Below are 15,150 nucleotides of genomic sequence, written 5' to 3'. Positions count from 1 at the left end.
GCAAAATGGAGGATACGCAATGAACCGCAGACCATTTTTGAAACTTGTCAGTGCTTTGACAATCGCAAGCGCCTTTGCGGCAAGTGCTGCCAGCGCAGATACAATTCGCATTGGTGCCGTTGCGCCTAAAACCGGCCCGCTTGCTGGTGGCGCGACAGTCACGCAGTGGCCTTCGATCTATCTATGGGTCGACCAGATCAACAAAGCCGGCGGCCTGACCGTTGATGGCGAAAAAATGATGATCGAACTGATCGAATATGACGATCAGACCAACCCCGGCGAGACGATCAAAGCCGTGCAGCGTCTGGCAACACAAGACGACGCACATTTTATTATCGCACCCTATGGGACTGGTTTGAACCTTGCTGCTGCCCCGCTGTTTGATCGCTACGGCTATCCACAGATCGCGGTGTCGGCCATTACCGACCAGCAGGCGGACCTGTCCGCGAAGTTCCCGAATATGTTCTTCACACTGGGCACAACCACCGCACTTGCCGCCGATGTCGTCAAAGTTCTCGGCGAAATGCGCGATGCGGGTCAGATGGGTGACAAAGTGGCCATGGTCAACGTGGCCGATGCGTTCGGGATCGAATTGGCGACTGCCGCCAAACCGCTGTTCGAAGAGGCTGGTTTCGAAATCGTCTATGAAACATCCTATCCGCTTGGCACACAGGATTTGTCGCCTGTCATCAAAGGTGCGGCAGCGGCTGAACCCGATGCCTTTATCGCATGGTCCTATCCGCCGGATACTTTTGGGCTGACCGAACAAGCGATGATCGAAAACCTTGACGTCAAGGCGTTCTATACTGCCGTGGCCACCCCGTTCCCGGGATATGGTGCCCGTTTTGGCGCTGCTGCCGAAGGTGTTTTGGGTGCTGGTGGTGTAAACCCTGAAAGCCCGGCTTTCATGGAATACGCGGCGGCGCATGAGGCCGTGACCGGATCAAAGCCCGACTATTGGGCCTCTGCGACGACATACGCATCGCTTGAGATTTTGGCGCAATCAATCGAAGCTGTTGGTCTGGACCGCGCAGCTGTGACAGCCCACCTCAAGGACAGCACGTTTGACACGATCCTTGGTCCGATCAGCTTCGACGAAAACAACTCGAACCCTGATTTCTGGACCGTGGGTCAGTGGCAAGGTGGTGTGTTCAAAGGCGTCGCCTCGCGCGGTCGCGACGGCACTGTGCCTGTCATCCTGAAAGAAGGCTGGGAGTAATCCCCAAACGGGGCGGCCTGTGCGCCGCCCCAAACCGATCAACAAAGGAACATCCCCTTGGACATTCTGATCACAGGTATCTTGCTGGGCGGCACCTATGCGCTGATTGCGATGGGCCTGAATCTGCAATACGGTGTTGCGCGGATCATGAATCTGGCCAACGGTGAAATTCTGGTGGCAGGCGGCTATTTCGCCTTTATCGCCTATACCTCCACGCAGCTGAGCCCGATCCTGACGATCTTTCTGGTCGCCCCGCTGGCGTTTGCGCTGAACTGGCTGATCTACCGTGTGATGCTGCAACCTTTGGTCAATCGCGCCAAGAACCGGGGGCAGTTAGAGACCGACAGTATCCTTGCGACCTTTGGCCTATCTTTTATCGGCGTCGGCTTGATGCTGAGCTTTTTCGGCGGCGACTATTTTTCTTACAGCTTTATGGCCGTGCCTGTTGAACTTCTTGGGAATACCTACGGCGCGAACCGTGTGCTGTCCTTTGTCATGGCGGTTTTGATCTGCGGCGCGCTCTATCTTTGGCTCAACCATTCGCGCCCCGGTTTGTCGATCCGCGCCATTGCTACGGCCCCGGCGTCGGCCCGTTTGGTCGGGATTGACGTCAAGAACCTTTCGGCACTCGCCTTTGCCCTTGGCGGCGCAGTAACAGCCGTGGGCGGCGCACTCATCTCGACCTATTTGACGCTTGATGCGTCGACGGGTGTGGTCTTCACCCTCAAAGCCCTGATCATCGTGATCATGGGGGGCGTCGGCGACGTGCGCGGCACGATCATCGCCGCTTTGCTGCTTGGCATTCTTGAAACGATCGTCGCCAGCCTCCTTGACCCCGGTCTGACCCTCGCCGCCGCCTATGTCATGTTCTTGGGCATCCTGTTGTTCCGCCCACAGGGCCTGTTCGGAAAGAAGCGGACATGAGCCTGACCGGAACCGATATTCGCAACCTCTGCTTTGCCACACTGGCCTTTGCGATCTGCGCGCTCCTGCCGTTTGGCGACAACGGCTATTGGCTGGGGCTTGGCGTGACGATTGCGATGTTCACGACGCTTGCGACGTCATGGGCGCTGTTCTCAGGCCCGACCCATTACATCAGCCTGGCCACTGCCGCCTTTTTTGGGGTGGGCACCTATGTGACCGGATTGGGCATCGAAACCCTCCCCTTTTGGTCTCTGGTGGGGCTTGCGGGCCTGATCGGTGCGGTGCTGGCCGCACTCGTCGGTCTCGCGACGCTGCGCCTCTCCGGCGTGTATTTTGTGATCTTCACGCTCGGGCTGGCAGAACTGGTCCGGCAGGTCATCACATGGGTGCAGAACAATACCGGCCAGAAAGGTCTCTACGTCCTGACGGACCTCGACGAAGCAGGCATCTATTGGTGGCTTCTGGGTCTTGCTGCGGTTGTGTTTCTGACAGGTTGGCTGATCGGACGCTCGCGCCTTGGGTTTGCCCTGCGCATCATCGGTGATGACGAAACCGTCGCAGACCATTCAGGCATCAATACCGCCCGCGCCAAAGTGTTGCTCTTTATGGTGCCCGGAGCCGTCGCGGCCATGACCGGCGCGATCCTTGCGCCGCGCTATGTCTACATCGAACCATCGCTTGCCTTTGCGCCGATCCTTTCGTTCCAGGTGGTGATCATGGCGCTTCTGGGGGGGGCATCCCGGCTTTGGGGTCCATTGGTCGGCGTGATCCCTTTCACGTTCTTGCTTGAGGCGGTTTCCTCCAATTTTCCAAATCAAACCACATTGGTAATCGGCGTCGCCTTCCTGGTCATCGTCTATCTGCTGCCGGGTGGCTTCGTGGGATTGCTCGACAAAATCATGTATCGTGTCAACGCAAAGGAGCGGTCATAACATGGCAACACCTGTCCTCTCTTTGCGCGGTGTGACCAAACGCTTTGGCGGCCTTGTTGCTGTCAACGCCATGGACTTCGATGTCGCCGAACACGAGGTCGTCGGTTTGTTGGGGCCGAACGGCTCTGGTAAATCCACCACATTGAACCTTGTATCAGGCCTGCTGCCGCTGACTTCGGGCAACATATCACTTTGGGGGAACCGGATATCGGGCCTTCCGGCCCAAACCATCAACCGCAAAGGTGTCAGCCGGACCTTCCAATTGGTCCGATTGTTGCCATCCATGAATGTCCGCGAGAACGTTGTGGCGGGGGCGGTGTTCGGCCACCGTCGCCGGTGGGGACAGGATGCGCAGGACCATGCGGAACAACTACTCGAAAAGGTAGGGCTTGGCGGAAAAGGCGACATGTCGCTTGGCCAGCTCACGTATATCGACACCAAACGGGTCGAGCTTGCTCGAACCCTCGCCGGCGATCCCAAAGTGTTGCTGCTGGATGAATGGCTCGCGGGTCTGAACCCGACCGAACTGCAGATCGGCATTACCCTGATCAAGTCACTACGCAACGAAGGCCGAACGATTATTCTGGTTGAACACGTCATGGATGCAATCCGGTCTTTATGTGATCGCTGTGTCGTCATGGCGGCAGGCACCAAGATCGCGGAAGGCACGCCCGCGCAAGTCCTGTCCGACAAAGAGGTCATTCGCGCCTATCTGGGGGACGACGATGCTTGAACTGTCAAACGTAACCGTCCGCTATGGCCAGCACCGCGCTTTGGAAAATGCGTCCGTCAACGTCGCCAAGGGTGAAATCGTCGTCATCCTTGGGGCCAACGGGGCGGGCAAATCAACACTGCTCAAGGCCGCCAGCGGCATTTGTGAGGGGGTCGTTGCCGGTGACATTCGTCTTGATGGAACCAATCTTGCAGGGCTTGCCGCCAATAAGATCGTTGATGCGGGCCTTGCGCTTGTCCCCGAGGGCCGCGGTGTCTTTCCTGATCTGACTGTGCGTGAGAACCTCACCCTCGGAGCCTATACGGCGCGGGCACGCGATGATGAAAAGATGACGCTTGAACGTGTCCATAGCTTGTTTCCCAAGCTCGCCGAGCGTTCCGGCCAGATCGTCGGAACCATGTCAGGCGGCGAACAGCAAATGGTCGCCATCGGGCGCGCAATGATGTCTAATCCGACAATCCTGACGCTGGATGAACCCTCGCTTGGGCTGTCGCCGCTTTTGTCCAAAGAGCTGTTTCAAAACCTTGCGCGGGTTCGCGACCTTGGCATCGGGGTGCTGATGGTCGAACAAAATGCCAAGCAATCGCTGGCGATCGCGGATCGGGGCTATTTGATCGAGAACGCCCATGTTGTGCATCAAGACAGCGCCGCAAACCTGATGCGTGATCCGGCAGTGCAGGCTGCCTATCTCGGCGTCGGCAGCAGCGAAGAAGCGACCACACCAGAACCCGCGACAGATATGCCCCAAACGGTGACAGAGGCATTTACGATCCGCCCCCGCAGTCAGCAAACGCAATCGGCTGACGTGATTTTGGGTCGCTCCGTGGCTGATCTTGTTGCCGCAGCCAGCCGTCAAAGTGTGACTGTCGCAGCGCAAAAGCGCCCTGACCCGACGCGTCCGATAGACGCTGAAATCCCGCAGGATCGTCTGGCGGCAACCCTTGCAGAGATTGAGCGCGGCGCGCGCGACGCCCGCAAGCGCCCGAAAGTGGAACCACTGCAAAACCGCTATGGTGCGCCTTCAGCACCGGACCACGCGCCAAAGCCCAAAGCGCGCCCCGTCATCGAAGTCTACCGCGCCCCGCGCGTTGAAGTGTATCGCCGCCAGCCCGATGGCAGTGGCTTTGAAAGGAAATAGGATGCTTGATTCCCAGACGCAGATAAAAGGGATGTTCATTGGTGGAAATTGGGTGTCGTCCGGCCCTACGTTCGATGACATCAACCCGTCCACAGGCGACGTCTGGGCCCGCATCCCCGAAGGCGGACGCCTTGAGGCACGCGAAGCCATTGCCGCAGCCCAAACCGCCTTTCCCGCATGGGCGGCTTTGCATTTTCAGGATCGCGCGAGGATATTGCTAAAGGCCGCCGACGTGTGGGAAGCACGCAAGATGGACTACGTCGCTGCCGCCCAAGCCGAAGGCGGCGGCTGGTTCGGCAAAGGGATGTTCGAGGCGGGCTATGTGCCGGATGTTTTCCGGGCTGCTGCCGCTATGTGCTACAATGCCATCGGTGAGATGCTGCCCTCGCAACATGGCAAGGTCTCAATGGTCGAACGTGTGCCCATGGGCGTCGTCAGCGTGATCAGCCCATGGAACATGCCCGGCATTCTGACCGCCCGTGGCTTTGCTTTCCCGCTCGCTGCGGGCAACACAATTGTCCTGAAACCCTCCGAAGACACGCCCTATGCAGGCGGCCTTTTCTTTGCCGAGGTCATGGAAGAGGCTGGCATCCCGAAGGGCGTTTTCAACGTTGTGACCTGCTCGCGTGACCGGGTCTCTGAAATGGGGGATGAACTGGTCGAGAACCCAAAGGTCAAAGGTATTTCCTTCACCGGGTCCACCCCTGTAGGTCGCCAAATTGCGGCCAAAGCTGGCGCGCATCTCAAGAAAGCCTGCGTCGAACTCGGCGGCAAGGACAGCCTCATCGTGCTGGAAGACGCCGACATGGATCGCGCGACATCTGCGGCGAGCTTCGGCAGCTTCATGCACCAAGGCCAGATCTGCATGTCCGTCGAAAAGGTTCTCGTCCATGAAAGCATCTACCCGGACTTCCTCCGCCAGTTCGTCGCCCGCGCAGCAAAGCTGAAGACAGGCGATACGGCGGACAAATCCAACGTAATCGGTCCGCTCATCAATGACCGGCAAGTTGAACGCGTAAAGTTCCAGATCGAAGACGCCCTCGCCAAGGGTGCCAAAGCTGTGCTGGGCGGTCGCGTCTGGGACCGGTTCGTCGAACCTACCATCTTGACGAATGTGACCCCTGATATGGCAGTCTGGCAGGATGAAACCTTTGGCCCTGTGGCCGTCGTTGTGCCGTTCCGGACCGATGCAGAAGCCATCGCGCTGAACAACGACACCGAATATGGCCTGAGTTCCGGCATTATCACCGCCGACGAGAACCGTGCGCTCGAGATGTCGCGCAAGTTGGAAACGGGCATGTGCCATGTCAATTGTTCCTCTGTGAACGACGAACCGCATGTGCCTTTCGGCGGCAGCAAAGCGTCTGGCGTGGGCAAACACGGGGGCAAATGGTCGATGGAAACCTTCACCGAAACGCGCTGGATCACGCTTGACCGTGGCGGTCGCCCCTTCCCGCCGGTATTTTAAGATGAGCTGGGAACGCGCACCCTTGTTGAAGAGAAAAACGATTGTTGTGACCGGATCCGCCTCCGGCATCGGATTAGAGACAGCGCGGGTTTGCACCGCGATGGGCGCGAAGGTCTTGGGCATTGATCTGACCAAACGGTTTGACCATGTCGAAGAATTCTACCGTGCTGATTTGTCAGACGGCGCGACAATTGATGCGCTGATTGATGTCCTGCCAAAAGGCATTGACGGGATCGCGAATATCGCAGGCCTGCCGCCAACAGCCCCGGCTGACAAGGTGCTCGCGGTGAACCTGTTCGGCCTCAAACATCTGACGCTTGGGCTCCTGCCAAAACTGAACGACGGGGCCAGCATCGTAAACCTTGCCTCGCTTGCGGGGTTTGGCTGGCCGGATGCCATTCCTGCGATCCGCGCCAGCGAGACCGTCCATGTTGACGACGCGGCACGCTTCGCGTCGGACCACCAAATCACCAACGCAGGCGGGCGCAGCTACTTCTTCTCCAAAGAAGCGCTGATCGCATGGACCATGCAAAACCGCTGGACCTGGCGGGATCGGGGCATCCGGATGAACACCGTCAGCCCTGGTCCGGTCGATACACCCATCCTGGGCGATTTTCTGGAAACCCTGGGGGCACGCGCCGAAGAAGATGCGCGCATCATGGACCGCCCCGGCACACCACAAGATCTTGCACCAATCGTCGCATTCCTGCTGTCTGACATGACAACATGGATCCGCGGCACCAATATTCCCGCCGACGGCGGTATGTCATCAAACATCCTGTGCGACATGCACGGGCTGTCATCATAAGGGAGGCCAACTCATGTCTGCACTGGCTTGGATCATCATCATTCTCATTGTTGCGGCGGTCATCATCGCCCTGGCGGCGTCCTTTTACGAACGCGCAACAAACGAAGTCGCACTTGTGCGCACCGGCCTTGGTGGCAGGCGCGTCATCATCGACGGCGGCACGCTCGCGGTCCCTTTCTTCCACGAGATCAACCGCGTGAACATGCAAACCCTGCGCATGGACGTTGCCCGATCCGGTGAATCCTCGCTGATCACCAAAGACCGCCTGCGCGTCGATGTCGGGGCCGAGTTCTATGCAAGCGTCACACCAAATGATGATGCCGTGACCCGTGCGGCACAAACCTTGGGCAAAAGGGTTTTTCAGCCCGACCAGCTCAAAGGTCTTATAGATGGCATGATGATTGATGCACTGCGGTCTGTGGCCGCCCAAATGACAATGGACGAACTGCACGAAAACCGCGCCAGCTTTGTCAAACAGGTGCGCGAGGCCTTGACAGACACCCTGGCAAACTTCGGCTTGCAGCTTGATTCCGTATCCCTGACGGCGCTGGACCAGACCCCTTTTGCAGCGCTTGACGAAAACAACGCATTCAATGCCGTCGGTATGCGCAAACTGGCCGAAGTGATCGCAAAGTCCAAAAAGGAACGGGCCGAAATCGAAGGCGACAGTCAGGTTAGCGTCGCACGCGCGGCTATGGTTTCCGAGCGGCGCAAACTTGAGATCAACCTTGATCAACGCCGTGCTGAAATCGCCCAGACCCAAGAGATAGAGACCCTTGTCGCCGCGCAGCTTTCGGAAATCGCGGCACGCAAAGCAGACAGCGAACGCGCTTCCGCGCATTCGCGCATTCAGATGGAGCAGGATATTGCCTCGGCAGATATTGCCAAGGAACAGACTTTGCGAACTGCCGAAATCTCTCAGGCGCTCGCTATTGAAATGGCCGAACAAGACCGTGCAATTTCCCTTGCTGCAAAGTCCCAAGAAGAAAGCCGCGCGCATGCCGAAGCAGACTCTGCCCGTATCGATGCCGTGAAAGCAGCCGAGGCTGTGCAGACCGCGCGCCAAATGGCCGAAGCCGAAAGGCGCAAGGCGCTGGCCTTGATTGCAGCGCAGGAGCAGGCAGAAGCCTCAGCCGCCCGCGCAAAAATCATGGCCGCCAGTGACAAGGCGACAGCGGCTGACAAGGCGGCTGCCAAACGCGAAGAAGCAGAGGCGCTCAAGGCAGTGAAGCTGGCCGAAACAGAAGCGAGCCTTGCCCAGATCAATGCAGAAAACGCGCGTTCCGAGGCGCAAGTTGCGATGGAGTTGGAACTCGCAAGGCTTCAAGCGCTCCCCAAAATTTTGGCCGAAATGGTCAAGCCTGCGGAAAAGATCACCGGGATTTCAATCAACCAGATGAGCGGCTTTGAGCGTACAGCCGGCGCAGGCGCGACCTCGCCGATCAATCAAACCGTTGAGGCTATCATGGATATGGCTGTTTCCCTGCCCGCCTTACAGAAACTTGGAGAACGTATAGGCGTCAATGTAGATGCGACCTTGTCAAAGACAGACCAAAAGCCAGAAAATGATCGCTAAATGGTGCTGTCAGGCAAATGCGAACCGGTCTCCGTTCTTCAGCAACCTCAATCTGTCAGGCGGTGCAGAGACCGCGCCACTCGGCCAGAGCAGCGGCGCGGTTCAGCTTGAAATTTGATCGGCTGTAAAGGTGGCGCTCGACGTTGAAATGGTTGTGGACTGAGCCGTGAACGGCGACAAATTTTTGCAAGGTTCGCATCCGTCTAAAGCGAAGCATGGCCCGCTCTCTTCGTCTGAATGACTGGTGCGAATTCTCGGCTCGATTGTTGAGCCAGCGGCCGGTTTCCTGTTTGTCGACATTGCCGATGATCTTCAGCGCCGCGCCATAGGAACGTAGCATGTCGGTGACGAAAATATGTGGGCGACCACGGCGTTTCATGATTTTCCTGAGGAATTCCAATGCTGCCTTGCGATCACGGCGCTTCGTGACAAAGCTTTCCAGAACTTCCCCTTCGTGATCCACGGCCCGCCAAAGATAGTGCGTCTCGCCGTTGATCTTCACGAACACCTCGTCCAGGTGCCACTGCCAGTTTGAATATGCGCGCATCTGGCCAGCCCTATTCTTGCGAATTTCAGCGGCAAATATCGGGCCAAATCTGTTCCATCAAAATCGAACCGTCTCGTGACTGATGTCGGTGCCGCGCTCGTGCAAAAGAACCTCCACGTTCCGAAGCGAAAGCGGAAACCGAACATACATCATCACGGCCAGACGGATGATCTCGGGGCTCGTCTTGAAACAGCGAAAGGGGGAGCGTTTTATCATCCAGCGACGTTAATTTCTCGCCCTGCCCGCCTCAACCGATTTTGCTCTGACAGTGCCTGCCTGAGGATAGCCTAATGCCGCAAATGGGAATGAACACTAGCCAATTGGATTGGCATTCAACCCGTATTCTGTAGTCAAGCTGCGGCGGAACCGCATGCGACGTGCCGCTCAAGATGGTACTTTTGAGCTAGGCTCAGGACCCATTAGTCGGCTTGAGGCTACGCGACCTGCATGATTCACTGTCCCCGAACCAAAGGGGGCTTGATGAGTAATTTATATTGGCTGAGCCAAGCTCAGATGGAGCGAAAATGGGAGCGTTTTGTCACCCGATTACGCCACGAAACCGATCAGCTTGCCTCAAGCTGGTTTTAACTAACAAGACCTTCCGGGTCACTCCGTAGATACTACATTGGTGTCGGCAAGCTGTTCGCTGACGCATGCAGCTGGCAGGAACACATCAAGTTTGGCGGCCCCGTTGCGCCAAAAGGTGAAATACCCTTGCCGTAATCCTCCGACACGTTCAGCCAGGGCATGCAACTCGCCAGGCGCATAACTTCGGCCGGCGAACTCAAGCCCCGCGACATAGAAATCGGTATCGCCGGTCTGTCCTTCGCCTTCCCATTCATCGTTGACGAACCGGATCTCGATCTGGCTGGAGCACCGGATTTCAGGAACGTCAAATCGGAAGGTCGAGACCGCGGCTGCCACCTGCTCGACAGGGACAGCGTTTTCCGCATTCGAGGGCGCACGCGTGACGGTCGCCCGACCCAGATACGCCCCGTCAAGATAGATGTCGGCTTGTGGCGGCGACAGGTAGGACGTACCCGAGGCATAGAGAACCAATTGCCCTGGCCCTTCGGGCACCGCACTTGTACCCGCCAAGGCGGATCGCTCCCGGACAGCGCGTTCGATCCAGCCTGTGTGATAAGAGATCCACTCGGCCACAAGTTGCCGCGCCTCGGCATCTGCATCGGGGTCTTGAAGGGAGAGGTCGACGGTTTCGCCCGGGTCTTGTTCAAGATCGTACAGCGAGCTCTGTTCGGTATTGGCGCTGTAGATGAACTTGCGACTGCCTTGCCGGAAACCGATGGGAAACCCGTTCCAGGGCGAGAAAAAGAACACACCATCGGCTCTGCCGTGGGCGAACACACTCCGGGCCTGCCAATAGGGGGATGGCGGCATCCCGAGCAGATCGGCGATGGTCGGTGCCAGTTCGGAAAGACCAACAATCTGCTTGATCTGTTCACCGCTGAATGCGACCGGGTTCACGAAAAGCAAAGGCACATGCACGTTTTCCTCATAGATGCCAGAAGCATGCCCCGCCGTGCCGTGTTCGCCAAAGGCCTCGCCATGATCACCCAGAACGATCACGAGCGTGGACTCCGCCAGTCCTTCCTCTTCCAGAAACGCCATCAGCTGTCCGAACGCCGCATCGCTCACTCGAATGGCGTTGATGTAATTGTTCCGGTTAGTGTCCTCGACAAAACGCTGCGGATCGTCGCCAGGATAATAGGGGTAGTGTGACATCCCCGTCCGCATGACGGCGAAGAACGGGCTGCCGGGATCGCTGCCAATCCAGTTTGTTAGCGCATTGATCGTGCAATGATCGTTCGACGTGTTCAGGAATTGCTGCGCAAATTCCTTCGTTTCATAAACACCTTGTTCACAGGTCCAGTTCCGATAATCCTGGACAAGATCAAACCCGGCATCTTTCACGAACGCCTCGGTATTTTGAAACCGGTTGTCGCTCGAGTTGAAGAAGCCCGTTCTGTACCCTTGTGCCGAGACGGCCTGGGACAGCGTGTGCAGATCCAGCGCGCTTTGCTCAAAGGTCATGCTCTCGCGCGACAGCTCGGGCACAATACCGGCCAGCAATGTCACGAGAAAGAAGTTTGACGCTGGCACATGGGCGTAGGCGTTCACGAACCGCATCCCCTCGGATTGGTAGCGCAGGATATTCGGCGTGTTCGGATAGGTCCCCTCAAATCCCTGAACATAGCGGGTCGAGACCGCATCAATGGCGATGACGACGACATTGCGGATCGTACCGCTGGCGACTTCGGGGCGCGTGATCGGATCGGCAATCCCGAGATCGGGTGGATCTTGCCGCCGCGCCGCGTCCGATAAGCCTAGGAGAGGCGTGTCGGACGCACCCAGATACGATCCGACGAGGGCCAGAAGCGGGTTGGCCAACTTGCCGCCCCCCACGCCCATCGCCACTGTCGGCATCAAAATCGGCAGGCCAAGAAGCGCGATCCAGACAACGGGCAAAACAAGCCAGTTCTGCGTTGCGACGAAGTTGGCTCGCAACCCGTATGCACCCAATAGAAAAACGATTGTTATCGCCACGAGGGTCGAAATCCGGGACGACGTGGCGATGAAGAACACCGAATCCAGGATCACATCGGTGTTGCCAATGTCGGAATACACGATCCAGTCCCGGATCACTGGCCCTCCCAGGATCTGCACGGCAAAAATGTTCGTAAAGCCGAGAACCAGAAGCCCAAGGGCCAATGTCACCCATATCCAGCCCCAGATCCGGCGCGCCGTCCCATTGGGCAAAACAGGTCCGACGATCACCCCCGCCGCAAGCAAGAGGCCAACGACAAGATAGTCCTCGTGGGTTGCAGCCAGAAGCCAAAGAAGGCACCAGATGGGGCCACCCTCAGGGATGTCACCGGACAGGACCCACCCGCGAAATAGGGTCACAAAAACCGCCAGAAGCAGCGCCGCACCAAGCATAAGGCTGCGCTGAGCGCGACATGTCTGCCAACCTTGGAGCAGATGGTCCATCAGCGCGGTCCGCATTTGTGTCATTCAGAGCAGAATCCTTTGTCCAACTTGGGCCTAGGGCTATGGATATAGCGTCACCTTAACTCGGCAACTTTGACACATATCAACGTCTTTACTAGATGATATTGATACATATCAATGTGTTTGAATCTCGGGTACACCCTAGTTGACGTTGTTGAGACGCCATGTTCTGCGCACTAGCATCGGCAGCCGCACACGCAGAGTGTGCAGTAGAGCAATCTGGGTGGTGCTGTCATACAAATGCGAACCAGTCTCTGTTCTTTAGCACCCTCAATCTGTCAGGCGGTGCAGAGACCTCGTCCAGAGCGGCAGCACGGTTCAGCTTGAAATTGGATCGGCTGTAAAGGTGGCGCTCGACGTTGAAATGGTTGTGGACTGAGGCGTGGACGGCGACAAATTTTTGCAAGGTTCGCATCCGTCTAAAGCGAAGCATGGCCCGTTCTCGCCTTCAAAATGGCTGGTGTGAATTCTCCGCCCGGTTGTTGAGCCAGCGGCCGGTTTCTTGCCGATCAGCGTTGCCGATCTCCTTCATCGCCGCGCCGTAGGAACGTAACTTGTCGGTGACGAAGATATGTGCGTGACCACGGCGTTTCATGATTTTCCTGAGAAATTTCAATGCTGCCTTGCGATCACGGCGCTTCGTGACAAAGCTTTCCAGAACTTCCCCTTCGTGATCCACGGCCCGCCAAAGATAGTGCGTCTCGCCGTTGATCTTCACGAACACCTCGTCCAGGTGCCACTGCCAGTTTGAATATGCGCGCATCTGGCCAGCCCTATTCTTGCGAATTTCAGCGGCAAATATCGGGCAAATCTGTTCCATCAAAATCGAACCGTCTCGTGACTGATGTCGGTGCCGCGCTCGTGCAAAAGAACCTCCACGTTCCGAAGCGAAAGCGGAAACCGAACATACATCATCACGGCCAGACGGATGATCTCGGGGCTCGTCTTGAAGTACCGAAAGGGGGAGCATTTTGTCATCCAGCGACGTTAATTTCTCGCCCTGCCCGCCTCAGCAAATTTTCTTCTGACAGCGCCAAGCTAAGTGCTCGCGCTGCCCGCCTCACAAGTTTTCTTCTGACAGTGCCTCATAATGGCATATCAAGATGCCGGTAGTTGGGGGCATCCACGCCATCAAAAAAGTCATCATAAACAGCCTTTGCGCCAGTTTTATTTGCGTGGCTGTGGCGGGCAAATCCCCGCAAATCATCTAAACCTTGCAATATTTGCGAGAATTCCCAATGCTTATGGTATTGTTTTGCAAATTGTTGAGCCTTCATGACGGATATGCCCCCCCTACACCGCCTTTGCAAATTGATGTCCCTGACTGTCGCTTTGTGTTTTGGCGGCATCAATGCCCAAGCGGCGACCGTCAGCGCGCAGCCAGAACCGGTTATGGGGTGTATTGCGCAGCTATCTGGCACGATTGAGAAAGGTGATGTTGAAAAACTGCGCCCTTTGATCGAGCAAAATCGCTATTCTACCCAGTTTCAAGACGGTAATGATGATCTGTCAGCCGGCAAGGCTCGCGTATGCTTTGACAGCCCTGGTGGCTCATTGATCGAAGGTGTCGCACTTGCCAAACTGCTGCATGACAACCAGATCGGATCGGCAGTGGGGCGCGGAAAATCTTGCCTTTCGGCCTGTGCTATTGCCTTCATGGGGGGCTTGGCCAGCTATGAAAATGATATGGCCGATCAGCCCAACCGGGTGGTGCATCCTTTGGGAAAACTGGGATTTCACGCACCTGATCTGGGCGTGCCTCAAGGCGAATATGACGAAAGCACCGTCAAACGGGCCTATCTGATCGCGGTCAAAAGCGTTGCGGCGGTGTTGGACATGTCTTTGGAGGTGAATTTCCCAACCTCGCTGGCCACCGTAATGTTGGGCACGCCTGCGCAGGATATGTACCTGATTGATACAATTGATGAGGCTGCCCGCTGGCGGATTGCAATTGCCCCGGTAATTGAACCGGCTCGCTTGACCAAGGCGGGGTTGGCCACGGTTTGTGCCCATATTGATAACGCCGCAGATGACAAAGCATGGTATTCCATGCCCTCGAGCAGCGAGATTTCATTTGAACGGGGATATAACGACCACTGGATCGGCACGATGCAAGACGGCTTTCAGCAAGAAGGTACTACGGGCTGCACAGCGACATTCCACCCGCTAAAGCCCGGTGACAAAGGGCGCAGCACCCCGTCGGGATATGGCAGCATTACCGCAAATTACGTTCATATCTGGCCCTACCAAACCTATGATCCAAACGTTAAGATCGCCAGCCTTGCGCTGGCTGACGACAACAAGGTCGAGCTGCGCAGCGACACCACACGAGAACGCAGCCAGCTTCTGAGCGGACGCTGCATTGTTCTCAAGGAAACCAGCTTGCTCGACAACGACCCTTGCACATTGTCGCGCAGCGCAAAGCTCGACGACATTACCCTGAACGAGCACCAAACAGATATTTATGTCTGGCCATCGGGGGCAAAAACCGTGGTTGAAAACGGGGCCACCAAAGATGGGCGTGCTGTGCACCTGCTCAACGGGCTTGAGACCAAAAGAGAAGTGTTTTTTTCAAAGGATGATGTGGCGCATCGCAATATCATCGACCGGATAGCGCGCAATATGGGTAACAATGACCCGTTGATCGCGTGCTGGAAAAACCCCGCAAGCGGAAACCGTTTCTGCTTTTTGGATGAAAAACCCATGAATAAGACCGAATTTTTCCAAAGTTTCTACCAGTGACACCCTGCTATGGGCATGCAGATTTTGAACTAT

General features: G+C 56.8%; 11 protein-coding genes and 2 pseudogenes. 9 read left to right on the top strand and 4 right to left on the bottom strand.

What is annotated here, in order from left to right:
• The first annotated feature begins 19 nt into the window (after nucleotides 1–19).
• The 8 genes from ACSQ13_RS04355 to ACSQ13_RS04320 are packed head-to-tail and all read left to right on the top strand — an operon-like array spanning nucleotide 20 to nucleotide 8,798.
• Nucleotides 20–1,219: an amino acid ABC transporter substrate-binding protein gene (locus ACSQ13_RS04355; RefSeq protein ID WP_176251121.1), complete on the top strand. Its 1,200-nt coding sequence runs from the start codon at nucleotides 20–22 to the stop codon at nucleotides 1,217–1,219.
• Nucleotides 1,220–1,276: 57 nt separating this feature from the next.
• Nucleotides 1,277–2,143 carry a branched-chain amino acid ABC transporter permease gene (locus ACSQ13_RS04350; RefSeq protein ID WP_176251120.1) on the top strand — a complete coding sequence of 289 codons (867 nt, stop codon included), beginning with the start codon at nucleotides 1,277–1,279 and terminating at the stop codon, nucleotides 2,141–2,143.
• Nucleotides 2,140–3,075, top strand: a complete 936-nt coding sequence (locus ACSQ13_RS04345; RefSeq protein WP_176251119.1) for a branched-chain amino acid ABC transporter permease — start codon at nucleotides 2,140–2,142, stop codon at nucleotides 3,073–3,075. Before ACSQ13_RS04350 ends, ACSQ13_RS04345 begins: the two co-directional genes overlap by 4 nt.
• A gap of 1 nt (nucleotide 3,076) precedes the next feature.
• Complete coding sequence (locus tag ACSQ13_RS04340; protein WP_176251118.1) at nucleotides 3,077–3,808, top strand: ABC transporter ATP-binding protein; 732 nt, start codon at nucleotides 3,077–3,079, stop codon at nucleotides 3,806–3,808.
• Nucleotides 3,801–4,946, top strand: coding sequence for an ABC transporter ATP-binding protein (locus ACSQ13_RS04335; protein WP_176251117.1), 1,146 nt, complete (start codon nucleotides 3,801–3,803; stop codon nucleotides 4,944–4,946). Before ACSQ13_RS04340 ends, ACSQ13_RS04335 begins: the two co-directional genes overlap by 8 nt.
• A 1-nt stretch (nucleotide 4,947) precedes the next feature.
• Nucleotides 4,948–6,414: an aldehyde dehydrogenase family protein gene (locus ACSQ13_RS04330; RefSeq protein WP_176251116.1), complete on the top strand. Its 1,467-nt coding sequence runs from the start codon at nucleotides 4,948–4,950 to the stop codon at nucleotides 6,412–6,414.
• Nucleotide 6,415: 1 nt separating this feature from the next.
• Nucleotides 6,416–7,222, top strand: a complete 807-nt coding sequence (locus ACSQ13_RS04325; RefSeq protein WP_295512976.1) for a coniferyl-alcohol dehydrogenase — start codon at nucleotides 6,416–6,418, stop codon at nucleotides 7,220–7,222.
• A 13-nt stretch (nucleotides 7,223–7,235) separates the two neighbouring features.
• Nucleotides 7,236–8,798, top strand: a complete 1,563-nt coding sequence (locus ACSQ13_RS04320; RefSeq protein WP_295512977.1) for a flotillin family protein — start codon at nucleotides 7,236–7,238, stop codon at nucleotides 8,796–8,798.
• A 55-nt stretch (nucleotides 8,799–8,853) separates the two neighbouring features.
• Here the strand turns inward: ACSQ13_RS04320 and ACSQ13_RS04315 are convergent.
• From ACSQ13_RS04315 to ACSQ13_RS04300, 4 genes and pseudogenes are all read right to left on the bottom strand, one after another.
• Nucleotides 8,854–9,561, bottom strand: a pseudogene (locus tag ACSQ13_RS04315) (IS6 family transposase).
• 390 nt (nucleotides 9,562–9,951) lie between these two features.
• The gene (locus ACSQ13_RS04310) at nucleotides 9,952–12,378 is read right to left on the bottom strand and encodes a sulfatase-like hydrolase/transferase (RefSeq protein WP_176251182.1); all 2,427 of its coding nucleotides are present in this window, start codon (nucleotides 12,376–12,378) and stop codon (nucleotides 9,952–9,954) included.
• Between the two features lie 229 nt (nucleotides 12,379–12,607).
• A pseudogene (locus tag ACSQ13_RS04305) lies at nucleotides 12,608–13,353 on the bottom strand (IS6 family transposase).
• 107 nt (nucleotides 13,354–13,460) lie between these two features.
• A complete protein-coding gene (locus tag ACSQ13_RS04300) occupies nucleotides 13,461–13,652 on the bottom strand; it encodes a hypothetical protein (RefSeq protein ID WP_295512768.1) in 192 nt (63 codons plus the stop codon).
• A 37-nt stretch (nucleotides 13,653–13,689) separates the two neighbouring features.
• Between ACSQ13_RS04300 and ACSQ13_RS04295 the strand changes: the two genes are divergently transcribed.
• Nucleotides 13,690–15,117 (top strand): hypothetical protein, encoded by a 1,428-nt coding sequence (locus ACSQ13_RS04295; RefSeq protein ID WP_295512769.1) that lies wholly within the window; start codon nucleotides 13,690–13,692, stop codon nucleotides 15,115–15,117.
• The last annotated feature ends 33 nt before the right edge of the window (nucleotides 15,118–15,150 follow it).

The organism is Sulfitobacter sp. SH22 (assembly GCF_965641905.1).
Lineage (GTDB): Bacteria > Pseudomonadota > Alphaproteobacteria > Rhodobacterales > Rhodobacteraceae > Sulfitobacter.
The sequence above is the reverse complement of the archived record's forward strand: the minus strand, read 5'-3'. Positions and strand labels throughout refer to the sequence as shown.